At 65.2% G+C, this 22,856-nt stretch carries 20 protein-coding genes and 2 tRNA genes; 5 read left to right on the forward strand and 17 right to left on the reverse strand.

Annotated elements, in window-relative coordinates:
- The first annotated feature begins 2 nt into the window (after positions 1 to 2).
- Positions 3 to 1,940 carry a Stk1 family PASTA domain-containing Ser/Thr kinase gene (pknB, locus tag ACYSM9_RS03860; protein WP_461855687.1) on the forward strand — a complete coding sequence of 646 codons (1,938 nt, stop codon included), beginning with the start codon at positions 3 to 5 and terminating at the stop codon, positions 1,938 to 1,940.
- Positions 1,941 to 1,988: 48 nt separating this feature from the next.
- Here pknB and ACYSM9_RS03865 read toward each other — a convergent pair whose 3' ends face one another.
- Entirely contained in the window at positions 1,989 to 2,627 is a 639-nt protein-coding gene (locus ACYSM9_RS03865; protein WP_461855688.1) for an aminodeoxychorismate/anthranilate synthase component II, read from the reverse strand.
- Positions 2,628 to 2,796: 169 nt separating this feature from the next.
- Positions 2,797 to 3,588, reverse strand: coding sequence for a class E sortase (locus ACYSM9_RS03870; RefSeq protein WP_461855689.1), 792 nt, complete (start codon positions 3,586 to 3,588; stop codon positions 2,797 to 2,799).
- Positions 3,589 to 3,761: 173 nt separating this feature from the next.
- Here ACYSM9_RS03870 and ACYSM9_RS03875 point away from each other — a divergent pair, with 173 nt between their 5' ends.
- Both ACYSM9_RS03875 and ACYSM9_RS03880 read left to right on the forward strand, forming a co-directional pair.
- Positions 3,762 to 4,013, forward strand: a complete 252-nt coding sequence (locus ACYSM9_RS03875; RefSeq protein WP_454485485.1) for a cell division protein CrgA — start codon at positions 3,762 to 3,764, stop codon at positions 4,011 to 4,013.
- A gap of 55 nt (positions 4,014 to 4,068) precedes the next feature.
- Positions 4,069 to 4,653, forward strand: coding sequence for a DNA-3-methyladenine glycosylase I (locus ACYSM9_RS03880; RefSeq protein ID WP_461855690.1), 585 nt, complete (start codon positions 4,069 to 4,071; stop codon positions 4,651 to 4,653).
- A gap of 205 nt (positions 4,654 to 4,858) precedes the next feature.
- Here the strand turns inward: ACYSM9_RS03880 and ACYSM9_RS03885 are convergent, their stop codons facing one another.
- The 3 genes from ACYSM9_RS03885 to ACYSM9_RS03895 form a co-directional block, all read right to left on the reverse strand.
- A complete protein-coding gene (locus tag ACYSM9_RS03885) occupies positions 4,859 to 5,326 on the reverse strand; it encodes a carboxymuconolactone decarboxylase family protein (protein ID WP_461855691.1) in 468 nt (155 codons plus the stop codon).
- Positions 5,327 to 5,865: 539 nt separating this feature from the next.
- Positions 5,866 to 6,744: a rhomboid family intramembrane serine protease gene (locus ACYSM9_RS03890; protein WP_461855692.1), complete on the reverse strand. Its 879-nt coding sequence runs from the start codon at positions 6,742 to 6,744 to the stop codon at positions 5,866 to 5,868.
- A gap of 9 nt (positions 6,745 to 6,753) precedes the next feature.
- Positions 6,754 to 7,299: a peptidylprolyl isomerase gene (locus ACYSM9_RS03895; RefSeq protein WP_461855693.1), complete on the reverse strand. Its 546-nt coding sequence runs from the start codon at positions 7,297 to 7,299 to the stop codon at positions 6,754 to 6,756.
- A 155-nt stretch (positions 7,300 to 7,454) separates the two neighbouring features.
- On the opposite strand from ACYSM9_RS03895, the gene ACYSM9_RS03900 reads away from it, so the two are divergent.
- Together ACYSM9_RS03900 and ACYSM9_RS03905 are read left to right on the forward strand one after the other, a co-directional pair.
- A complete protein-coding gene (locus ACYSM9_RS03900; RefSeq protein WP_461855694.1) occupies positions 7,455 to 8,441 on the forward strand; it encodes a hypothetical protein in 987 nt (328 codons plus the stop codon).
- A gap of 194 nt (positions 8,442 to 8,635) precedes the next feature.
- Entirely contained in the window at positions 8,636 to 9,481 is an 846-nt protein-coding gene (locus ACYSM9_RS03905) for a glycosyltransferase family 2 protein (RefSeq protein WP_461855695.1), read from the forward strand.
- A 3-nt stretch (positions 9,482 to 9,484) separates the two neighbouring features.
- On the opposite strand, the gene ACYSM9_RS03910 is transcribed toward ACYSM9_RS03905, so the two are convergent.
- The 12 genes from ACYSM9_RS03910 to dnaA form a co-directional block, all read right to left on the reverse strand.
- On the reverse strand, positions 9,485 to 10,426 hold the full coding sequence (locus ACYSM9_RS03910; protein ID WP_461855856.1) for a DMT family transporter: 942 nt from the start codon (positions 10,424 to 10,426) through the stop codon (positions 9,485 to 9,487).
- Between the two features lie 109 nt (positions 10,427 to 10,535).
- Positions 10,536 to 10,611: transfer RNA gene (locus tag ACYSM9_RS03915), tRNA-Ala, on the reverse strand.
- 72 nt (positions 10,612 to 10,683) lie between these two features.
- Positions 10,684 to 10,800 (reverse strand): DLW-39 family protein, encoded by a 117-nt coding sequence (locus ACYSM9_RS03920; RefSeq protein ID WP_461855696.1) that lies wholly within the window; start codon positions 10,798 to 10,800, stop codon positions 10,684 to 10,686.
- A 70-nt stretch (positions 10,801 to 10,870) separates the two neighbouring features.
- A tRNA-Ile gene (locus ACYSM9_RS03925) sits at positions 10,871 to 10,944 on the reverse strand.
- A gap of 97 nt (positions 10,945 to 11,041) precedes the next feature.
- The gene (locus ACYSM9_RS03930) at positions 11,042 to 11,722 is read right to left on the reverse strand and encodes a DUF3566 domain-containing protein (protein WP_461855697.1); all 681 of its coding nucleotides are present in this window, start codon (positions 11,720 to 11,722) and stop codon (positions 11,042 to 11,044) included.
- Positions 11,715 to 14,393, reverse strand: coding sequence for a DNA gyrase subunit A (gene gyrA, locus ACYSM9_RS03935; RefSeq protein WP_461855698.1), 2,679 nt, complete (start codon positions 14,391 to 14,393; stop codon positions 11,715 to 11,717). Before gyrA ends, ACYSM9_RS03930 begins: the two co-directional genes overlap by 8 nt.
- 55 nt (positions 14,394 to 14,448) lie before the next feature.
- Positions 14,449 to 16,533 carry a DNA topoisomerase (ATP-hydrolyzing) subunit B gene (gyrB, locus tag ACYSM9_RS03940; RefSeq protein WP_461855699.1) on the reverse strand — a complete coding sequence of 695 codons (2,085 nt, stop codon included), beginning with the start codon at positions 16,531 to 16,533 and terminating at the stop codon, positions 14,449 to 14,451.
- A 378-nt stretch (positions 16,534 to 16,911) separates the two neighbouring features.
- Positions 16,912 to 17,472, reverse strand: coding sequence for a DciA family protein (locus ACYSM9_RS03945; protein WP_461855700.1), 561 nt, complete (start codon positions 17,470 to 17,472; stop codon positions 16,912 to 16,914).
- Positions 17,456 to 18,667 carry a DNA replication/repair protein RecF gene (gene recF, locus ACYSM9_RS03950; RefSeq protein WP_461855701.1) on the reverse strand — a complete coding sequence of 404 codons (1,212 nt, stop codon included), beginning with the start codon at positions 18,665 to 18,667 and terminating at the stop codon, positions 17,456 to 17,458. The genes ACYSM9_RS03945 and recF overlap by 17 nt, the downstream gene beginning before the upstream one ends.
- A 44-nt stretch (positions 18,668 to 18,711) precedes the next feature.
- Entirely contained in the window at positions 18,712 to 19,596 is an 885-nt protein-coding gene (gnd, locus tag ACYSM9_RS03955; protein ID WP_461855702.1) for a phosphogluconate dehydrogenase (NAD(+)-dependent, decarboxylating), read from the reverse strand.
- Between the two features lie 99 nt (positions 19,597 to 19,695).
- Positions 19,696 to 20,820 (reverse strand): DNA polymerase III subunit beta, encoded by a 1,125-nt coding sequence (gene dnaN, locus ACYSM9_RS03960; protein WP_461855703.1) that lies wholly within the window; start codon positions 20,818 to 20,820, stop codon positions 19,696 to 19,698.
- 539 nt (positions 20,821 to 21,359) lie between these two features.
- Positions 21,360 to 22,781, reverse strand: coding sequence for a chromosomal replication initiator protein DnaA (dnaA, locus tag ACYSM9_RS03965; protein ID WP_221384426.1), 1,422 nt, complete (start codon positions 22,779 to 22,781; stop codon positions 21,360 to 21,362).
- Positions 22,782 to 22,856 lie beyond the last annotated feature (75 nt).

Below are 22,856 nucleotides of genomic sequence, written 5' to 3' on the forward strand. Positions count from 1 at the left end.
CAGTGAATGAGTCACCACGCACACCGTTGCACCGGGAGGACAGCCTGCCGGTGGATAACCGGCGCATCCTAAGCGGCCGGTACGAGCTGGGCAGCCTCATTGGCCGGGGCGGGATGGCCGATGTCTACCGCGGCACCGACACCCGGCTGGGCCGTACGGTCGCCATCAAGCTGCTCCGTCCGGACATGGCCAGGGATCCGCAGTTCCAGGCCCGGTTCAAGCGCGAGGCGCAGGCGGTCGCGGCCCTGAACCATCCCTCCATCGTTGCCATCTTCGACACCGGCGAGCACCAGGTCCACGACGGGTCCGGCGAGGACGTCCGCGTGCCGTACATCGTGATGGAGTACGTGGAGGGCCGGACCCTGCGCGACCTGATCCGCGCAAACGAGGTCAGCATCGGGCAGGCCATCGACTACTGCCTCGGCGTGCTCGGCGCACTCGAATACAGCCACAAGGCCGGCATCGTGCACCGCGACATCAAGCCGGCCAATGTGATGTACTGCGCGGGCACCAATACGGTGAAAGTCATGGACTTCGGCATCGCCCGCGCCATCGCCGATTCGTCGGCCACCATGACCCAGACGCAGGCCGTGGTGGGCACGGCGCAGTACCTCTCGCCGGAGCAGGCCAGGGGTGAAACCGTCGATGCCCGCAGCGACCTGTATTCGGCCGCCTGCCTGCTCTACGAAATGCTGACCTCCCGGCCCCCGTTCGTCGGTGACAGCCCGGTCTCCGTGGCGTACCAGCACGTGCGTGAAATCGCCGAACCGGCCAGCAGCCTCAATCCCGAGGTGACGCCGGCGCTGGACAGCGTGCTGGCCAAGGCACTGCAAAAGAACCGGGACGACAGGTTCCAGGACGCCGCTGCCTTCCGCCGCGCCCTGCGGGCCGCCAGGGCCGGGGTCGCCGTTCCCGCGCTTCCCGCATCGGAAGCCCCCACAGACCCGAACGACCACGTTCCGGAAGCACCTGCCCCTCCCACCGAGGCTCTTGCCGCCACCGGCGCCGGCTTCCTGGACGAGGCACCCACCGGCCGCCTGAGTGCTGCCACCATGTTCCATGACGACGACGCTGCGGCAGTTCCGCCGGATGGCCTGGACGGCACCATGGCCAGCCCGGCGCCCCTCGGTGCGCGTCCGGAACGTGAGCAGGCCGCACGGCGGAACTCCCGGCGTCGGGCGTGGATTGCCACCCTGGTGGTCTTCACGCTCCTGGTGCTCGCCGGCGCCGGTCTGTGGCTTTACGCAACGGTCAACCGCCCGGCGCCGCCCGCACCCAAGGTGCAGATACCGGTGGTGGCAGCCATGACCGAAACAGCTGCCCTGCAGGAGCTGTACAACGCGAACCTGAAGCCCAAGATCACGCGGTCGCAGAATGACACCGTGCCCAAGGGAACCGCCATCGGCACGGATCCGGCGGCCGGAGCCAGCCTGGACCCCGGCGCCGAGGTGGTGCTGAACATCTCCGACGGCCCCAGCTCCGTGAAGATTCCGGACAGCCTGCCCGGCAAGACCGAAGCCGCTGCGCGCGATATCCTGCGGCAGGCGGGGCTGGTGGGTGCCCCATCGACCACGACGGCGAACAGTGCCACCGTGCCCGCGGGGATCGTCATCACCACCAGCCCTGCCCCGGGGCAGAGCGTTGGTGTGGGAACGACGGTCGAGCTCGTTGTCTCCACCGGCAAGGTGGCCGTTCCCGAGCTGCGCGGGCGCACCCGGGAAGAGGCCGAGGCCGCGCTCAAGGAGCTGAGCCTCGTTCCCGCGGTGATCGAGGTGGAGAACGCGCAGGTGGAGCCCGGCAAGGTGACGGACCAAAGCGATCCGGCCAACGCCACCGTGGAGCAGGGAAAGACCGTCACCATCGTGGTGGCGAAGGCGCCGCCGTCGCCGACCCCCACGCCCACTCCGACGCCGACCCCGACGTCCACGAAGAAGGGCTGAGAGCGGCGGGCCCTGGACGGGCCCGCCGGTGCTGCGCGTGCCGGATGCCTAGTGCTGGATGAGCGGGCTCAGTTTCGCTGCCCGCGCGGCTGCGCCTTTCATGCCCAGTGACTCCAGCCAGTTGCCCAGCATCTGGTAGCCGCCCTCGGTCAGGACCGATTCGGGGTGGAACTGCACCCCGCACAGGGGGGCCGTGCGGTGCTGCAGGCCCATGACCACACCGGAGGCGGTCTGCGCCGTGACTTCCAGGACGTCCGGGATGGACTCGCGGACTGCCGCCAGCGAGTGGTACCGGGTGGCGGTGATGGGGGAGGGGAGGCCGGCGAAGACGCTGGTGCCAATGTGTTCCACCAGGGACGTCTTTCCGTGCATGAGTTCGGGGGCATGCGTCACCTTGCCGCCGAACGCCTCCGCCAGGGCCTGGTGGCCCAGGCATACGCCGAACATGGGAACGCTGTGCTCGCCGCACCACTTGATCAGTTCAATGCAGACGCCTGCCTCGGCGGGATTCCCGGGGCCGGGGGAGATCAGCACGCCGTCGCGGGCGCTGGCGAGTTCGATGGCTTCGGCCAGCGTGACATCGTCATTGCGGACCACTGTGGTCTCGGCGCCGAGTTCCTGGAGGTAGCCCACCAGGGTGTAAACAAAGCTGTCGTAGTTATCCACTACGAGGATCTTGGTTGTCATGGCTGGTCTGCGGAACCAATCGTTGAGTCGGTGAATTGGGTGAAGTGGGACATCCAGGGGAAAAGGAACTGGACCATCAATACCAGTGCAACGGCAATCAGTACCAATGAGAAGACGATCCGCAGCCACAAGGGCCCGGGCAGATGGCGGAAGATCCAGGCGTACACGGTCAGCCCTTTCCTGTTGCTGCCGCAACCTGCGCCGCGATCTCGGCCGGTGGCCCGGCCGATGCGGGCCGCCAGCTGTCCAGCAGGGCGTAGGCGATGATGCGTTCCTCGGCGCCGAAGCGGGGGTTGCAGCTGGTCATGGTGAGGTAGCTTTCCGTGGGGGCCACGCCTGGCTGCGTGGGCACCGGTTCCAGGACGTCGGTGCGGGAAGGCAGCACGATCTGGTTGTTGCGGAAGACATAGACGTAGTACCCGTCCTTGGTCTGGACGTAGATTTTGTCGCCCGGAACCAGCGTGTGGATATTGTCCAGCACGGCGCCATGCGTCTGCCGGTGGCCCGCCACGGCAAAGTTGCCCACCGCACCCGGCATGGCCGTGTTGCTGTAGTGGCCCAGGCCCAGGGTGTCCAGCACGTCCTGGCTGGTGCCCTGCACGATGGGCCGGGTATAGGTGGGACCGAACCGGGGGATGTACATGATCCCGATCGTTCCCGCATGGCCCGGCGCCGTTCCCACCACAGGCTTGCCGAAGTCCTCGGCGGCGGGCGGAGCGGTGGTGGCGGGGGACGTGGGAGCGGGTGCGGGCGTGCCCAGGTCCTGGGCGAATTCCTTGATCACCTGGCTCTGTTTGGCATCCGATTCGACGTTGGTCCACCACAGTTGCCAGGCGACGAAAAGCAGGAGGATGATGCCCGCCGTGATCAGCAGTTCACCCAGCACCTGGATGGTTCCGCGAAGGAAGGCACGGCGCGGTGCCGGCGCAGCGGTGCGCTCCGCCTTCTCCTGCAATACCACGCGTTCTCCTCCGGACGTTTAGGCTGGGCACCGGCTGCCCATGAACTGCCGCTAGAATTGGCTGCTAGTAAGAATCCAGATTTGACCAAGATCGCGCAGACCGCTGGCAACTTCCTTCTTGCAGGATATCAAGCCCGGGACGCCGAGCTTGCCCAGCCCGCCAAGGAGAGCCAGTGCCCGAGTCAAAGCCTCGCAAGAAGACCGCCAGCACCGCACAGCCGGCTGCCCCGCAGGCCTACAAGCCCAACCCCGTCTGGTTCAAGCCTGTCATGTTCGGCCTGATGATCATCGGGCTGTTCTGGATCATCACCTTCTACATCAGCGAGGGGCGCTTCCCCGTCCAGGCCTGGCAGTCGTGGAACATCGTTGCCGGCTTCGGCATCGCCATTGTCGGCTTCCTGATGACCACGCGCTGGCGCTCCTAGCCTGATCCAACCGCCGCTGCCCAAGGAGGTTCCACTGGCTCCCGATCCTGTTGGCGTGATTGTTGGCGAGGACGGCCTCGCCCGGCCCGCATGGGCTTCGACCGACCCGCTGATGCGCTCCTACTACGACCAGGAATGGGGCGTTCCGGTCACTGACGAGCAGGGCCTTTACGAACGCATCTGCCTGGAAGGTTTCCAGGCAGGACTGTCCTGGGCCACCATCCTGCGCAAGCGCCCCGCCTTCCGGGCCGCCTTTGCGGACTTCGATCCGGAGGCCGTGGCGCTCTACGGCGACGCTGACATCGACCGGCTGATGCAGGACGCGGGCATCATCAGGAACCGGCTCAAAATCGCGGCCACCATCAGAAATGCCCGGGCCACCCTGGACCTGCGCAACGACGGCGGCCTGGTGGACTTCGTATGGGGGTTCCGCCCCGCCACCACACCGATGCCAACGATGCCCGCGGAAATCCCCACCCAGTCCGCGGAATCGATCGCCCTGTCCAAAGCGCTGCGAAAGCGCGGTTTCTCCTTTGTCGGCCCCACCACCATGTTCGCCCTGATGGAGGCTGTGGGGATCGTGGACACGCACCTCCTGGCGAGCCACCGGCGCGGTTCGTCAGGGATCTGGCCCTCCTAGCCCTTCACCCCCACGCCCCAGGTTGTCCCCAACTGTTGGGAAAGTTATCCACAGTGTGGAAAACCTGGGGGTGTTCAACCGCCCGCCCTCCATCGCGCCGGGCTTGGGAGGGCCGGCCTGAAACCTGCAGCGCGAATGCGGTTATTAACAGTGTGGAATACCTGTGGATAACGCGTGATCCGGCGCTCCAAGGGCCAGGAACGGATCAGGGACGGTTGCGCCGGACCGGGTGGTGGCTGGTGATGGAGACGCGGTTGAAGGCATTCATGGTCACGGCCAGCCAGCTCACCGCGGAAAACTCTTCGGCGCTCAGGCATTCGCGCGCAAAGGCCTCCTCGCGTTCCCGGGCCTGTTGGTCCGGGAGTGCCGTAATGCTCTCCACAAGGGCCAGGGAGGCACGCTCCTTGTCCGTGAACAGGGCCGTATCCCGCCACGCCGGCAGCACCGCCAGCCGTTGGGGGCTCTCTCCGGCCTCGGCGGCCTTGCGGACGTGCAGGTCCAGGCAATAGGCGCAGCCGTTGATCTGGGAAATGCGCACGTTCAGCAGTTCCACCAGGCCGGTGCCAATACCGGCTTCCTCTGCCGCTTCCTGGACTTTCAGTCCCAGCCCGCTCATCGCCTTCCACAGGTCCGGGTGCTGCTTGTCGAGGTAGAGGTGCTCGGTAGTGGGCATCGCGTCGGTCCTTCGTCTTGGGGCGGCTGGCAGATAACCATCCTAGGTTCACCCGGAGTTAAGGCGGTGGATGCTTATCCACTTACCAACATCGCAATACCCACAAGTTATCCACAGCTGTGGGAAACGTCGGGGAAAAACCGGCTCCTGCCCGGGATCCGTCCTAGTCCCATGGCAGATTTGTAGCCGCTAACTACACGCCTGTCAGTTATTAACAGTGTGCATAAGCATGTTGAAACATCATGCCGCACAGGGTCGAAGGTCCTGAATCCTCCGGCCCTGGGCACTTCTATCCACATGAAGTCCCGGAACGGGCATCTTATCCACTTACGCACACCGGTATCCCCACAGGTTATCCACAAGTGTGGACAACGCGGCCCGCTCCCCAGCTTCGCCCGCGCAGTGGTGCGGATCCTGGCCCGATGCCCGTTGAACTACAGGCATGTAAGTTACCAACAGTGTGGAAAACAGCTGTGGAAAACAAAAAACCCGGCACCATCCGGTGCCGGGGCTGCGGGGCCGTAGCCCCAACCGCTCTGCTAGAGGGCCACGCGGGCCCAGCTCACTGCGGTGAGCAGGGCCAGGACAGCCAGGATGCCGAGGGCCTGGACCAGGCCCTGCCGGCGGCCTCGCGGGGTGTAGGCAAAGACTGCTGCGCACAGTCCGCCCGCCACCAGGCCACCCAGATGCGCCTGCCAGGCAATCTGTGGGATCAGGAAGCCGATGACGCCGTTGATGGCGATAAGCACCCACAGTTGGCGGGTGTCCGCGCCACGGTGGCGCTGGATAAGGAGCATGGCGCCGAAGAGCCCGAAGATCGCTCCGGAGGCTCCCACCACTCCGTACAGCGGCTGGCCCGGCACATAGAGCGGTGTCAGAAGCAGGTAGCCCACTGAACCACCCAGCGCCGACACCAGGTAGAGCACCAGGAACCGCAGGCGCCCCAGCAGCGGCTCAAGGGCCTGGCCAAAGACCCAGAGCATGTACATGTTCAGGGCGATGTGCAGGATGAAGCCCTGTGAATGCAGGAAGGCAGAGGTGAGCATCCGCCACGGTTCGAACTCGCCCCAGCGCGGCTCGGCGTAGACGTTGGCAAAGCCGAGTGCCTGGTAGATCGCGTCGTTTGGAACCAGCCACTGCAGTACATACAGCACGGCGCAGGCGGCGATGATGCCGAACGTCACCAAAGGACGGCCGGTGGCAGCGGCGCCGCCGTAGACCGTCCGTACCCCCGGCGTCGTGCGCTGTGTTTCATTGACGCAGTCAATGCATTGGAATCCGACGGCGGCCGCCCGCTGGCACTCGGGGCATGCCGGCCTGCCGCAGCGCTGGCAGCGCACGTACGAGGGCCGGTCCGGGTGCCGTGGGCACACCGGAACCTGGGCGGACGGCTCAGCCGACGGAATTCCGTAACTCATGCTCTGGCGTTACAGCTTCTCGATGTCGATGCTGTTGATGGTGACGTCTTCGACGGGACGGTCGCCCATGCCGGTGCGGACACCCTCGATGGCGTCCACGACCTTCTTGGAGTCCTCGTCCGCCACCTCACCGAAGATGGTGTGCTTGCCCTGGAGCCAGTCTGTGGGGATGGTGGTGATGAAGAACTGCGAGCCGTTCGTGCCCTTGCCCATCTGGATGCCGGCGTTCGCCATGGCGAGCTTGTAGGGCTGGTTGAAGCTCAGCTCCGGGTGGATTTCGTCGTCGAAGCGGTAGCCCGGGCCGCCGGTGCCGCGGCCCAGGGGATCGCCGGCCTGGATCATGAAGTCCTTGATGATCCGGTGGAAGATCGTGCCGTTGTACAGCGGGGTGCCGGTCTTGTCTTCGCCGGATTCCGGGTGGGTCCACGCCTGCTCGCCGGTGGCGAGGCCGATGAAGTTCTTGACCGTCTTGGGAGCGTGGTTGCCGAACAGGTTAACCACGATGTCGCCGAGGCTGGTGTGGATGGTTGCTTTTGCAGTTGCGATGGCAGTCATAGGGCCCATTCTTCCATGACGCCCCAGGGCGCCGGCGGTTGGGCCGGCAGTTCCGCGCTGGGTGAAATCTCCCTAAAATCCGCAGAGTGAATAGCCCGTGAAGATCTGGGCACGTAGGCTAGCGACAGAACCGTCACATTAATCGGGAGGTAGTTGTGAAGAAATCGGATCGTATTGCCCGTGACCTTGAGCAGTCGGTCACCTCTGCGGTGGAAAACGCCAAGGATTGGGCGGCTCCCCGGGTGGAAGCCGCCGTGGAGTGGGCGGTTCCGCGGCTCCAGCACGGACTGGATACCGCCTCTCCCAAGATCCAGGAAGGCCTCAAATCAGCGGCCCACAACCTGGCTGACGGTGTGGCGACCGTAACCCCGCGCATCCAGGATGGGCTGGCCCACCTGGCTCCGAAGATCAACGACGTCGTGGAAGGCGCATCGCCGAGGCTGCACGAAGCCCTGGACAAGGCCACCCCGGTGGTCCTCAATGCCCGTGACCGTGTGGTGGTGGAATACCTGCCGCGGCTCTCGGACCAGATCGGGGTGGCCTCTGAGGCAGTGCACCGCACCCTCGAGAACGCACCCGCCCGCGTGGATGCAGTCGCCCAGAAGCTGGGCGACGTGGGACTCGTCCACGCCCTGCAGGAACAGGCGCACGCCACCGGCACCCAGCTGAAGGCAGCGGCCACCGAGGCCGGCAGGACCGTCGGCATTCAGCTTGCCCAGCCGGAAAAGCCCAAGAAGCGCGGCTGGCTGGTCTTTGGCGTGATTGCGGCGGCCGTGGCCGCCGGCGTCGCAGCATGGAAGGCGTCCAAGCCGGTCGAAGACCCGTGGAAGACCCCCTCACCCGTGACCCCGACCCCCGCTCCCGTACCGGCCACCACCGTCAGTGACGTGAAGGAAGACACCGCAGACGCCGCGGACAAGGCAGCAGCCGCAGCGGGCTCGGCAGCCGGTGCGGCCGCGGACAAGGTCTCGGACGCCGCCGCGGCAACCCAGGAAAAGGCCGACGAAACCGCTGACAAGGCCAAGCACGTGGCAGAGGATGCTGCCGAAGGCACCTCCACCGTAGCCACCGACGCCAAGACCGCCACCAAGAACATCGCCTCGAACATCGGCAACAACGACAAGGGCACCAGCGAAGCCTAGCCTTCCGCTGCGTCAAGAGGGGCTCCGCACTGAACACCGGCGGGGCCCCTCTTGCGTTGCCCGGCGCTGCGTTGTCCCGCACTGCCTTCTCCCGCCCCGTTTTGCAGTCCCGCCAAGGCCTGTGCCTCGGCGGCCCGAAAAGGCGCGGGTGCTAGATTTGAAGTGATGCCAGCCAACCAACCTCTGGGGATGCCTTGAACGACGCAGCCGAGCAGCTCCGGGTCTCCATTGTCATCCCGGCCTACAACGAGGAGAGCGTCATCCGGCAGTGCCTCATCGCTGCCATCTACCAGTCCGTTCCGGCCCACGAGATCATCGTCGTGGACAACCTCTCCAAGGACCGCACCGCTGACATCGTCCGCCAGATGCAGATGGAATACCCGGAGAGTCCGGTCCTCCTGCTGACCCAGGACCGGGAGCAGGGTTTGATCCCCACGCGCAACTTCGGCCTGGACAGCGCCACGGGAGACATCCTGGGCCGCATCGATGCCGACTCCGTCCTCGAGCCGGACTGGGTGGAGCAGGTGCAGAAGGCTTTCGCCGACCCTGCCGTCCAGGCTGCCACCGGCCCCGTCGTGTATTACGACATGCCCATGCGCCGTTTCGGGCTGAAGGCCGACGACAAAATGCGCCAGCTGATGCTGAAGCTGGCCAAGCACCAGTACCACTTCCTGTTCGGCTCGAACATGGCCCTGCGCGCCGGTGCGTGGGAGACCATCCGGAGTGAAACCTGCCGGGACGAGAAGGACGAGATGCATGAGGACATCGATTTGTCCCTGCACCTGGCCGACCATGACCTTCCGGTCCGCTACTGCCCGCAGATGGTTTCCGGAATGTCTGCGCGGCGGCTGGAGGATTCCCCGCGCGACTACCGGTATTACGTCACCCGGTTCGACCGCACCTACAAAGCCCACAACGTGCGGAAAATGGCTTTGAAGGCCCCCATGGTGGTCTTCTTTTCGGTGTACTTCCCGGCCAAGCTCCTGCGCGCCATCCACACCGTCAACACGGCCCAGCCTGTCCGCCGCGGCGGACAGTAGGGTTCAGTCCGTCCCTAATTCCGCGAACGGGCGGTCCGACGGCGGTTCCTCCCCGGGTGCCGTCCCGCGCCGGTTGCCTCGGCTGCTTCTTTGGCCGAGGACGACGACGGCGAGTCCCGCCAGAATCAGGCCGAGTCCCGCGTAGGTTCCGGCGGGAAGGGTTTCATGCAGGAACACCGCGGCGAGCAGCGCGGCGCCCGGGATCTCGAGCAGGATAATCATCGACACCAGGAGCGGGCTCATGGTTGCCAGCAGGTGGTTGAACGCCGTATGGCCCACCAGTTGGGCACACACGGTGATCGCCGCGATGCCCAGCCACCCTGCGGGCTCAAACCCCGCCAGGGGCTGCCCTGACACCACGGCCATGACTGCTACGAAGACCGCACAGATTCCGTAGCAGAGCGTGGTGTACGTCCCCGTCGTCATGCTCTGCCGTGCCTTGCCTCCCGCCAGCGTGTACAGACCCGCCAGTGCCCCGCCGGCGAGGGCCAGCAGGTCACCCAGCAGCGCCTGGGACGAGGAACCCAGATCAAACCCGGTAATCGCCACCACGCCCCCGAAGGCGATGCCCAGCCCCACCAGGACCTGCCAGCGGTGGCGCGTGCCCCGGAGGAGCTGGAAGACCGCGATCCAGGCTGACTGCAGGCAGACCAGCGCCGTCGCTGCGGCGACGGAGGTCAATTGAAGGGAGGTGATGAAGCAGGCGAAGTGCAGGGCCAGGGCGACGGCGGCGATGAAGGACCAACGGAACTCGCGGCCCGTGATCCGGCGGAACTGTGCCGGCTCCCGCACCAGGGTAGGGGTTGCCATGACAGCGGCCGCGATGGCATTGCGCCAGAAGGCAATGGCGAGTGCACTGACGCTGGTGGCACCGAGGGTGGCCGCTATCAGCGGGCCCGACGAAGCAACCCCGAGAACGCCGAGGGCTGCGAAGAAGAAGTTCACCTGCACGCCCCCTATCGGCTGTCCTGATTGCCTGTCCTGCGTTGACTGCCCTGCCGGAAATGGAAAGCAAAAGTCCCGGCCCGCGTTTCCGCGGACCGGGACTTTCTTATGGTGGAGGCACGGGGACTCGAACCCCGAACCCCCTGCTTGCAAAGCAGGTGCGCTACCAATTGCGCCATGCCCCCATAAGAAGCAACCCGCCCATCATACCCTAGAACCGGGAAGCCCCTGACAGGCTTCCGGACCGGGCGCCCGGGTTAGTCCACCGTGTCGGTTGACTGGCTCCAGACCGTTTTCCGGGCTTCGGATTCCTGTGCTTTCCGGTAGAGCAGGACGCCTGCGATCGCCGCTGCCAGTACAAGCAACTTCTTCACATGCTCCCCGTTCCGGCCGGTGCCGGATGAATCCGAACCTGACCTTCGTTTGAAACCTGCACAGGTTCCGTGGGCGTACCAGGACTTGAACCTGGGACCTCTTCGTTATCAGCGAAGCGCTCTAACCGCCTGAGCTATACGCCCCGATGCCTCATCGGGCCGAGACATGACTTTACAGCACATCCCGGCCCGATCTCAAATCGGGCATTTCCACTGGCCGGGGCCCCGTGGAAATGGGCTCCTAATCGTCGGTGAGGGTCACCCCGATGCCGCCCACAAGGGTGGCCGCGATGTTGTAGAGGACGGCGGACAGCATGGACAGTGCCGTCAGCAGGACGACGTTCACCACGGCGATGATGGTGGCGAAGGAGGCCACCTGGCCCAGCGATGCCACCTTCTTCAGCTCGAAGCCGCCGCTCTCGGAGCCTGCCAGTGTGCCGAGCAGGCTGTCCACCTGGTCGAAGATGCCAGTGAGGTCCAGGACCGTCCACAGGACGATGGCGGCCACAACGGTCACAATTCCCAATGCGACGGAGAGCAGGAACGCCATCTTCAGGACCGACCACGGGTCCACCTTGCTGATCAGCAGCCGCGCCCGGCGGACCTTCGCCTTCGGCGCGGGCTTGACGAGTCCAGGGGTTCCCTGGCCCGCGGCTGCCTGGCCGGGAGCGCCCGCAGGACGCTGTCCAGCCGCAGGGCGGTGGCCGGGCTGTCCCGCCACCGGACGCTGCCCGGGCTGGGCAGGCCGGTCACCCTGCTGCGGCCGCTGGGCCGGCACCGCCGGGCGCTGGCCGGGAGCGGCGGCAGGAGCTGCCGGACGCTGCTGGGGACGGACGGGGGCGTTCACGCGGGGTGCCGCTGAAGGCCGGTTCCCGTCGGGAACAGTACTGTTCGGCTTGGGAAATGAGTCGGAATTACTCACTCGTTACCTCCGTGTTGTCTTCGTTCGGCTCAGCGTCGCCCGAGGCGTCCTCTGACTCAACGGCCGGTGATTCTTCTGCCACTGCTGGCACGGCGGATTCCCCGGCGGGCCCGCCATCTTCAGCCAACGTTACGTCATCGCCGGCGGATTCCTCCTCCTCGAGACCGCGTTCGCTGTTGCGTGCCACCTCGATGATCCGGTCATTCTTGTCCGGCTTGGCAAAGATGACGCCCATGGTGTCACGGCCCTTGGCGGGTACCCCGGCAACCGAGGAGCGGACAACCTTGCCACCTTCCATGACCACCAGGACCTCGTCCTCTTCCTGGACGATGAGGGCCCCCACCAGGTCGCCGCGTTCCTCCGCAAGCTTGGCAACCTTGATGCCCAGGCCGCCGCGGCCCTGCAGGCGGTATTCCTCCACGGCGGTGCGCTTGGCGTAGCCGCCCTCGGTCACGATGAAGACGAACGAACCGTCGGTCACCACATTGGCAGCGAGCAGTTCGTCGTCCTCACGGAACTTCATGCCGGTAACGCCCGATGTCGCCCGGCCCATGGGCCGGAGGGCGTCTTCGGTGGCGGTAAAGCGGATGGACTGGCCCTTCCGGGACACCAGCAGCAGGTCATCCGTTTCCGAGACCAGCTGGGCGGAGACCAGCTCGTCTCCGTCGCGCAGGTTGATGGCGATGACACCGGCGGAGCGGTTGGTGTCGTAGTCCTCCAGCCTGGTCTTCTTCACCAGGCCGTTCTTGGTGGCCAGGACAAGGTACGGCGCCTGCTGGTAGTCCCGTAGGTCCAGCACCTGGGCGATGTGTTCCTCGGGCTGGAAGGCCAGCAGGTTGGCCACGTGCTGGCCCTTGGCGTCGCGTCCGGCTTCCATCAGCTCGTAGGCCTTGGCCCGGTACACGCGGCCGAGGTTGGTGAAGAACAGCAGCCAGTGGTGGGTGGTGGTCACGAAGAAGTGCTCGACGACGTCGTCGCCGCGCAGCTGGGCACCCTTGATGCCCTTGCCGCCGCGCTGTTGCGAGCGGTAGTTGTCGCTGCGGGTCCGCTTGACGTACCCGCCGCGGGTGATGGTGACCACCATCTCCTCTTCGGGGATGAGGTCCTCCATGGACATGTCCCCGTCGTAGCCCATGAGGATCTTCGTCCGCCGGTCATCGCCGTGCTTTTCGACGATCTCGCCGAGTTCGGTGCTGATGATCTCCCGCTGGCGCTGCTCCGAGCCAAGGATTTCCTTGTATTCGGCGATCAGCGCTTCGAGTTCGGCGTGCTTTTCCTGGATGCGCTGGCGTTCCAGCGCGGCAAGCCGGCGCAGCTGCATGTCGAGGATGGCCCGCGCCTGCAGCTCATCGATGTCCAGCAGCTCCATCAGTCCGTCGCGTGCGGTCTCGGTGGTGCTGGATGCCCGGATCAGGGCGATGACCTCGTCCAGCATGTCCAGGGCCTTCAGCAGCGCGCGGAGGATGTGCGCTTCCTCCTCCGCCTTCCGCAGCCGGTACCGGGTGCGGCGGGCGATGACGTCCATCTGGTGCGTGACCCAGTGGCGGATGAACGCATCCAGGCTCAGGGTCCGGGGCACGCCGTCCACGATGGCCAGCATGTTCGCGGAGAAATTACTCTGCAGCTCGGTGTGCTTGTAGAGGTTGTTCAGCACCACCTTGGGCACGGCGTCGCGCTTAAGCACGATCACCAGGCGCTGGCCCGTGCGGCCGGACGTTTCGTCGCGGAGGTCGGCGATGCCCTGGATCTTGCCGTCCTTGACCAGTTCGGCGATCTTGATGGCCAGGTTGTCCGGGTTGGCCTGGTACGGAAGTTCGGTGACGACCAGGCACGTGCGGCCCTGCAGTTCCTCGACAGCCACGACGGCGCGCATGGTGACCGAACCGCGGCCGGTGCGGTACGCGTCCTCGATGCCCTTGTGGCCCAGTATGGTGGCGCCCGTGGGGAAATCGGGTCCCTTGACCCGGAGCAGAAGTTCCTCCAGCAGTTCCTCGCGGCTGGCACCGGGGTTGGCCAGGTACCACTGCACGCCGTCGGCCACTTCGCGCAGGTTGTGCGGCGGGATGTTGGTGGCCATGCCAACTGCGATGCCGGAGGAACCGTTGACCAGCAGGTTGGGGAACCTCGCAGGCAGGATGGTGGGTTCCTGGTTCTTGCCGTCGTAGTTGTCCTGGAAGTCGACGGTTTCCTCGTCGATGTCGCGGACCATTTCCATGGCCAGCGGTGCCATCTTCGTTTCGGTGTACCGCGGGGCGGCGGCGCCGTCGTTGCCCGGCGAGCCGAAGTTGCCCTGGCCGAGTGCCAGCGGGTAGCGCATGGTCCAGTCCTGGATGAGGCGCACCAGGGCATCGTAGATGGCGGTGTCACCGTGCGGGTGGTACTGGCCCATGACCTCGCCCACCACGCGGGCGCACTTGTTGAAGGACCTGTCGGGCCGGTAGCCGCCGTCGAACATCGCATACAGCACCCGGCGGTGGACGGGCTTGAGTCCGTCCCGGACGTCGGGGAGGGCGCGCCCGACGATGACGGCCATGGCGTAGTCCAGGTAGGACCGCTGCATCTCAGTCTGCAGATCCACCTGCTCCACGCGGTCGATCAGCACGTCGCCTTCAAGAACGGGATCCGGGTTTCCGGCCTCGGGAGCCGGGTTCTCGGGTGTTTCGTCGCTCATTATTTATTTTCCGTTTCAGGTATATATCAAGTTCAGAATACTTAGGGCCGGGGCCTTAGATATCGAGGAACCTGACGTCCTTGGCGTTCTGCTGGATGAAGTTGCGGCGTGATTCCACGTCTTCGCCCATGAGGACGGAGAAGATCTGGTCGGCGGCGAGGGCGTCGTCCATGGTCACCTGCAGCAGCGTGCGGTGGTCGGGGTCCATGGTGGTATCCCACAACTCGGTGTAGTCCATTTCGCCGAGGCCCTTGTAGCGCTGGATGCCGTTGTCCTTGGGGATGCGCCGGCCCGCCGCCTGTCCGGCCACGAGCTTCGCGTCCCGTTCCCGGTCGCTGTAGACGTAGTCGTGCGGGGCGTTGGACCACTTGATCCGGTACAGCGGCGGCTGCGCGAGGTACACGTAGCCGTTCTCGATCAGCGGCCGCATGTAGCGGAACAGCAGGGTCATCAGCAAGGTGGTGATGTGCTGGCCGTCCACGTCGGCATCGGCCATCAGCACGATCTTGTGGTACCGCAGCTTGGCGAGGTCGAAGTCCTCGCCGATGCCGGTACCGAAGGCGGTGATCATGGACTGGACCTCGGCGTTGCCCAGTGCCTTGTCCAGTCGGGCGCGTTCAACGTTCAGGATCTTGCCGCGCAGCGGCAGGATGGCCTGCGTTTCCGGGTTGCGGCCGCGCTTGGCCGAACCACCGGCCGAGTCACCCTCCACGATGTAGACCTCGCATTTCTCCGGGTCTTTGGAGGAGCAGTCGGAGAGCTTGCCGGGCATCCCGAAGGACTCCAGCGGGCTCTTGCGCCGGGCGTTGTCGCGGGCCTTGCGGGCCGCCATCCTGGCCTGGGCGGCCGAAATGGCCTTGCGGATAACGTCACGGGCGGGGCCGGGGTTGCGCTCCAGCCAGTCGCCCAGGCCGTCGGTGACCACACGCTGGACGAAGCCCTTCACCTCGGAATTGCCCAGCTTGGTCTTGGTCTGGCCCTCGAACTGCGGCTCTGACAACTTGACGGAAATGACGGCGGTGAGGCCTTCCCGGATGTCGTCGCCGGTGAGGTTGTCGTCCTTTTCCTTGATGATGCCTTTTTCCCGGGCATACCTGTTGATGAGGGAGGTCAGTGCCGCGCGGAAGCCCTCTTCGTGGGTGCCGCCCTCGTGGGTATTGATGGTGTTGGCGTAGGTGTGCACGCTCTCGGAGTAGGCGCTGGTCCACTGCATGGCCATTTCCAGGGCGATGCGCCGCTCGGTGTCCTCAGTTTCGAAGGCGATGACGTCCTCGTGGACAACCTCCACCTTCTTGCCGGAGTTCAGGTGCTTGACGTAGTCAAGCAGGCCTTCGTTGTACTGGTAGACCACGGTGCGGTGCTCGGCCTTGACCTCGCCCTCGGTGACCAGCTCGTCAAGGTCGAGGTCGGCGTCCGCTTCGTCGGTGGCGGGGTCGCGCTCATCCGTCAGCGTGATGCGCAGGCCCTTGTTGAGGAACGCCATCTGCTGGAAGCGGGCCCGGAGCGTCTCGAAATCGAACTCGGTGGTTTCGAAGATCGCCGGGTCCGGGTAAAAGACCTGGGTGGTGCCGGTGGCATCCGTCGCCTCGCCCATGACCAGGCTGCCCTGGGGCTTGCCGCCGTTGGCGAACGACATCCGCCAGACGTGGCCCTGCCGGCGGACTTCCGTGTCCACCCGGCTGGACAAGGCATTAACAACGGAGATGCCCACGCCGTGCAGGCCGCCGGATACGGCGTAGCCGCCACCGCCGAACTTTCCGCCGGCGTGCAGGATTGTCATGACCACTTCGACCGTGGGTTTGTGCTCGGTGGGGTGCATGTCCACGGGAATGCCGCGGCCGTCATCCACGACCTTGACGCCGCCATCGGCCTGCAGCACGACTTCGATATGGCTGCAGTATCCGGCCAGCGCCTCGTCAACGGAGTTGTCCACCACTTCATAGACCAGGTGGTGGAGGCCGCGGGGTCCGGTGGAACCGATGTACATGCCGGGCCGTTTCCGGACAGCTTCGAGGCCTTCCAGCACAGTGATGTCGCTGGCACCGTACTCCCGGGGAGTTGCGGATCCCGCCGTATCGGGTGTGCGGCCATCCTCAACTGCGGTTTCAGCTGCCAGAATGTCTGTATTGTCGTTAGCCACAGGCGCTGTCGACTCCTCTGTTCTCGATGATGGCCGGCCGGTTTCCCCTCCGTATGGAAAGACCACCCGCCAACAGGCACAAACTTATGGCGCCGGTGGCCTGCTGACGGTTTGGTGATCCACTCTCCGCGTGCGGATACGCGCGGAAAACGGACTCAGTCAACGTTTCACCCGCGCCCAGTTATCTGCGACAATTCTACCGCGAACGGGCCCATATCCCCGCATTCCAGGGCCGTGGGCGGCTGCCGACATGGCTGTGCAAGGCTCTTGGCCCCGCCTAGGGCGGCCCAGCGGTAGGCCCTCCGGGTGCCTATACACGCTCCGGGGCTTGCAGGCCTCTACACGCCGTTGGGCGCAGTTTCAAGAGCCGGCTTGCGATTATCCGTACGTATCCCGCGGGCCCCGGCCGTTGACGCTGCGCCCGCCCTTGCGCCAGCTGGGTGCCGCCGGCCCCAATACCTGGATGGTGGTCACCACGCCGTCGCCGAGTTCCCGGCGGAACTTCTCCAGCAGGCTGGTGCTGAGCAGCCTCAGTTGCGTGGCCCAGGCGGTGGAGTCGCAGCGCACGTGCAGCGTGGTTCCGGTGAAGCTTTCCGGGGTGCAGTGCGCGGAGATGTCCGGCCCCACCAGGGTGGCCCATTCCGCCATGACGGATCCGACGGCGACGGGCGAGGACCAGCCCCGCTCGGCAACCAGCCGCCCCACCACCTTTCCCAGGCCCAGCGGGTCCCGGCCGGTGGCGTGGAACTGGCTGAAGCCGCGGGTGTCCCGGATGCCGCGTTTGGCTTTCTGCCCTGCCGGTCCCGGCGCTTTCCGCCGGACTTCCCCGCGCGCGGCGGCAGCTTCGCGCACCCTGTTCAGGGCTGCCTGCGGGGCATCGATGTTGTCAGGTTCGCGGCCCGGCTGCAGTCCGCCGGCAGCGTCACCGTTCCTGCTCATCAATACCTCCCGGGACGACCTTCACCCGCCGCCCGGAGAGTTCTTCCGGAATGTCGGCGTCGACGGCGGCGGTCACCAGGACCTGTTCCGCGCCGGAGACTATTGCGGCCAGTTTACGCCGCCGCTGGACGTCCAGCTCGGCGAACACGTCGTCGAGGATCAGGATGGGGGCGGATCCGCCGGTCCGGGCGTCATCCAGCATCACGTAGTACGAAGCGAGCCGGAGCGAGAGGCACATCGACCAGGTTTCCCCGTGCGAGGCGTAGCCTTTCGCCGGTGCCTGGCCGAGCGTCAGCTCAAGGTCGTCCCGGTGCGGGCCCACCAGCGAAATTCCGCGTTCCAGTTCCTTCTTTCGGGAGTCAGCGAAAGCCTGGATGTACCGCACCGTCAGTTGTTCGACCGACAGCAGGCGCAGGTCCTCCGTATCGGCTGAAGCACCTCCCGCCGCAGTGCCCTGCGCGGCTCCGGCCGGAACGCCGTCGTCGTCCATCTGGTTCTGCAGCGTTGACCGGTAGGTGGCATCCGCGGGCTTGGACCCATCCGTGAGGCCTGCGTAGGCGCGGGCCAGGTGCGGCCGGAGCCGTTCCACCAGTTCCAGGCGCGCGTGCAGCAATTCGGCGCCGGCCTTGGCCATGTGCTGGTCCCACACATCCAGGGTCGCCTCATGGGCGGACGTGAATTTGCCGCCCCTGGCCGACTTGAGCAGGGCGTTGCGCTGTTTCAGCACCCGGTCGTAGTCGGCGCGGGTGGCGGCATGGTGCGGGATGAGGCTGGCGAGCAGTTCATCAAGGAAGCGGCGGCGGTTGGATGGGTCCCCCTTGACCAGGGCCAGGTCCTCGGGAGCGAAGAGCACGGTCTGGCAGATACCGAGGAGATCGCGCGCCCGGACCGGGTTGCTGCGGTTGATGCGTCCCCGGTTCGCCCGGCCGGCGTTGATTTCCAGCTCAAGCACCGTTCTCTGGGTGCCCCGCACCAGCCGTGCGCGGACCAAGGCACGCTCCGCACCGAACCTCAGCAGCGGAGCATCCGAACTCACGCGGTGCGAACTAAGCGTGGCCAGGTAGCCGATGGCCTCCATCAGGTTGGTCTTGCCGATGCCGTTGTAACCCACCAGCACGGTAACGCCCGGTCCCAGGGCGAGGTCCACCTGGGCATAGCTGCGGAAGTCGGTCAGTGAGAGGTGTTCCAGATACACGCGGATTTCGGCAATTCTGGGGCGCTGCGCGGCCCCGGTGGGTGCTACTTGGCGGGACGGGTGGCGTGGCCGCCGAACTGGTGCCGCAGCGCGGAAACCATCTTCATGGCCGGTGAGCTGTCCTCGCGGGACTCGAAGCGGGCAAACAGGGCGGCCGTGATGGCCGGCGCAGGGATGGCGTTGGCGATGGCCTCTTCAACGGTCCACCTTCCTTCACCCGAATCCTCGACATAGTCGTCGATGTTTTGCAGGCCCGGGTCCTCATCCAGGGCCTTGACCAGGAGGTCCAGCAGCCAGGACCGCACCACCGTGCCTTTTTGCCAGGCGCGGAACGTGCCGGGCAAATCATTGATGATGTCCTTGGAGGCCAGCAGCTGGTAGCCCTCGGCGTACGCCTGCATCAGGCCGTACTCAATGCCGTTATGGACCATCTTGGCGTAGTGTCCGGCTCCAATGCCGCCGACATGGACGAAGCTGTCCGCCCGGTCGCCTTCGGGACGCAGAGCATCGAAGACGGGCAGGGCACGCTCAATATCCGCCGCATCCCCGCCAGCCATCAGGCCGTAGCCGTTCTGCAGTCCCCAGACACCGCCGGACACACCGCAGTCCGCGAAGCGGATGCCCTTGGCGGCAAGCAGTTCGCCGTGCTTCTGGTCCTCCGTGAACCGCGAGTTTCCTCCATCAATCACCAGGTCGCCGGGTTCCAGCTTGCCGCTGAGCTCGGTGATGACGGCATCGGTAACCGGGCCGGCGGGGACCATCACCCAGATGATCCGGGGCGCCGGGACTGCCGCGACCAGGTCATCCACGCTGGCGGCGTCCGTGACATCCGGATTCCGGTCGTAGCCGGTGACCTCAACCCCGCCCTTGCGCAGCCGGTCGCGCATGTTGAATCCCATTTTTCCAAGGCCGATCAGTCCAATGTGCATGGTGGAATCCTTTTCTGCGCTAGTGGGAGCCGATGGATGGGTGGGGCCCGTTGGCGAGGGGCCCGGCCTGAGCTTGCGAAGGTTGGGAGCCGATGGGGATTAGTTGGGGAGGCGGACCGGCATCACCAGGTAGCGGTAGTCATCCTGGTCGTCACCGTCCGCATCTGCCTGCGCCGTGATCATGGCGGGCTTGGGTGCGGTGGTGAACGAGAACCGGACGAATTTCGTCTCGATCACGCTGAGGCCCTCCACCAGGTAGTGCGGGTTGAAGGCGACAGTGATGTCCTCGCCGGAGAGCTGGGCTTCCAGCTCCTCTGAAGCCTGCGCGTCCTCGCCGGTCCCGGCGTCGAGGTTGAGCAGACCGGATGTGAAAGCGAGCCGCACAGGGGTGTTGCGCTCGGCCACCAGCGAGACACGGCGGACGGCTTCCACGAGTTCCTGCGTCTGCACGGTGGCGTGGATGGGCGTCGATTCGGGGAACAGGGACCGGATCTTGGGGTAGTCACCATCGACCAGCAGGGATGTGGTGGTGCGGCCGCCGCTTTCGAATCCGATCAGCCGGCTGTCGTCGTCGGACAACGCCAGGCTGATGTCTCCGCTGTTGCCCAGCGTTTTGGCTACTTCGTTCAGTGTCTTGGCCTTGACGAGGGCACTGGTGGAGATCCCCGGAGTGACGGGCTTCCACGGCACTTCGCGCATTGCCAGCCGGTAGCGGTCGGTGGCCAGGAGGGTGATCAGGTCATCCTCGATTTCCATGCGCACGCCGGTGAGGATGGGCAGGGTGTCGTCCTTGCTGGCGGCGATGATCACCTGCGATACGGCCTGGGCGAAGGCGTCGCCGGGAACCGTTCCACTGATGGCCGGGAGCGCAGGCAGTGGAGGATATTCCGCTTCGGGCATGGTGGCGAGGTGGAAGCTGCTTCGGCGGCAGGTGAGCGTGACCTTGTTGCCGTCGGTTTCGACGTCGACGGGCGCCGAGGGGAGGCTGCGGCAGATGTCAGCAAGCAGCCGGCCGGAGACAAGGATGGTGCCTTCATCGCGGATGTCCGCTGCGATTTCAAGCCGCGCAGAGGTTTCGTAATCGAAGCTGGAAAGGCTCACTGTTCCGGCTTCAGCCTTCAGAAGAAGGCCGGAGAGGACTGGCACCGGCGGCCGCGGAGACAACGAACGGGCTGTCCAGGTGACGGCTTCTGCCAGGACGTCCCGATCGACTCTGAACTTCACGGAAGGGTGCCGCCTTTCATTGCTGTTGCCATGTAAACCCGCCGAACTGTGCGGGCAAATCCCGGAAAATCTTGCCGGCGCCCCCGGCCGGTGCATGGTCCACGCTGATGGAAACCACACAAAAACCCAGGGATGGGAGCGCTGCTGACAGCTTAGCCGGAAGATCCGCGATTAACCCATCCCCAAACCGCCGCCGGGCCCTTCAGGGGGCCGGCAAGGCCCCGGGGTGGACGTGCGGATCGATCTTGTTGTTTGAGGGATCTGAATTTTTTGGGATTCGTAGTGTTAATAACTGCTGTGGAAATTGTGGATAACCCGGTCCTGCCGCACGGTGCCGCGGTTAAGCCCTGTTCACGGCGTGTGCGTTTCCTGGGTTTTAAACAGGGTGTGGATGGGGACAACCGAAATGCCCGTTTGTGACGATCCACAGACGGCTTAAGGGTTTTAAGCCCATTAACCGCGCTTGTCCCCTTAAGTATCCACAGGCTTATCCACATGCCCCTGTTAATAAGGTATAGAGTGCGCGGCGCGGTGTGGATTCAGGAGTCGCGCTGTTGCTGCTTGATCCGGTTGGTCAGTTCCGTCACCTGGTTGTAAATCACACGGCGCTCGGCCATCAGCTCGCGGATCTTGCGGTCGGCGTGGATCACGGTGGTGTGGTCGCGGCCGCCGAGCTCCTGCCCGATTTTCGGCAGCGACATGTCCGTCAGCTCCCGGCAGAGGTACATCGCGATCTGCCGCGCGGTGACAAGGGTTCTGGTCCGCGACTTGCTGCAGAGCTCTTCCATGCTGAGCTTGAAGTAGTCGGCCGTTTGCTGCAGGATCTGGCTGGACGTGATTTCCTCGGCGCCGTCGTCAGTGATGAGATCCTTCAGGACCATCTCGGCCAGCGCGACATCCACCGGCTGCCTGTTCAGGCTGGCGAAGGCGGTCACCCGGATCAGGGCCCCCTCGAGCTCGCGGATGTTGCTGGAGATCTTGGAGGCGATGTACTCAAGCGCATCGTCCGGCGCGGAAAGCCCTTCGCTGAGCGCCTTCTTCCGGAGGATGGCGATACGCGTTTCAAGTTCCGGCGGCTGGATGTCCGTCAGCAGCCCCCACTCGAACCGGGACTTCATCCTGTCCTCGAAGCCCGCCAGCAGCTTGGGCGGCTGGTCCGAGGTGATGACCACCTGCTTGTTGTTGTTGTGCAGCGAGTTGAACGTGTGGAAGAACTCCTCCAGCGTGCGGTCCTTGCCGGCCAGGAACTGGATGTCGTCGATGAGAAGGACGTCCACGTTGCGGTAAGTGGTTTTGAAGCTGGCGCCCTCATCGTCGCGGATGGAGTTGATGAAGTCGTTCGTGAACTCTTCGGAGTTGACGTACCGGACGCGGATGCCGCTGTAGAGCCTGCGTGCGTAGTGTCCGATCGCGTGCAGCAGGTGGGTCTTGCCCAGCCCGGAGTCGCCGTAGATGAACAGCGGGTTGTAGGCCTTGGCGGGAGCTTCGGCAACTGCGACGGCGGCGGCATGGGCGAAGCGGTTCGAGGAACCGATCACGAAGGTGTCAAAGACGTACTTGGGGTTGAGCCGGCCGAATTCATGGGACGTGCTGGGCAGCATGGGCTGCGGCTTTTGTTCGATCAGCTGGTCCGGCGCAAAGGACGGCTCGACGACGGGCTCCGGTTCCTCGTGGATCGGGACCAGGTCGGTGTCGACGTCGATGGCGCAGCGGATGTCCTCGGAGAAGACGTTGTGCAGGGCATCGTCAAGGGCGTCCTTGACCTGCGTCTGCAGGACCTCGCGGGTGAGTTCGTTCGGGACAGCAACCAGGAGGGTGGAGCCAATCAGGCCCTGGGCCTGGGCGAGGATGACAAAGCCGCGCTGGCGGGGAGATACGCGGTGGTCCTGTTCCAGCAGGCTGACAACGCGGCGCCAGGAACTTCCGACAGTATTGGCGTGGTTGGCTTCGTCTACTGTCATCAATCGGTTCCCTCAAAACTTGCTGTGCCTGCATTGCCTGCAGCCCCAGTCCGGAACCAGGGTGCTGGCCCAGCT

The organism is Arthrobacter sp. C152, assembly GCF_054890965.1.

Excerpts from the sequence above, each read along its gene's own strand:
- ACYSM9_RS03865 (WP_461855688.1), bottom strand. The coding sequence starts at position 2,627 with ATGACAACCAAGATCCTCGTAGTGGATAACTACGACAGCTTTGTTTAC.
- ACYSM9_RS03885 (WP_461855691.1), bottom strand. The coding sequence starts at position 5,326 with ATGCCCACTACCGAGCACCTCTACCTCGACAAGCAGCACCCGGACCTG.
- ACYSM9_RS03890 (WP_461855692.1), bottom strand. The coding sequence starts at position 6,744 with ATGAGTTACGGAATTCCGTCGGCTGAGCCGTCCGCCCAGGTTCCGGTG.
- ACYSM9_RS03895 (WP_461855693.1), bottom strand. The coding sequence starts at position 7,299 with ATGACTGCCATCGCAACTGCAAAAGCAACCATCCACACCAGCCTCGGC.
- gyrA (WP_461855698.1), bottom strand. The coding sequence starts at position 14,393 with ATGAGCGACGAAACACCCGAGAACCCGGCTCCCGAGGCCGGAAACCCG.
- ACYSM9_RS03945 (WP_461855700.1), bottom strand. The coding sequence starts at position 17,472 with ATGAGCAGGAACGGTGACGCTGCCGGCGGACTGCAGCCGGGCCGCGAA.
- gnd (WP_461855702.1), bottom strand. The coding sequence starts at position 19,596 with ATGCACATTGGACTGATCGGCCTTGGAAAAATGGGATTCAACATGCGC.
- dnaA (WP_221384426.1), bottom strand. The coding sequence starts at position 22,781 with ATGACAGTAGACGAAGCCAACCACGCCAATACTGTCGGAAGTTCCTGG.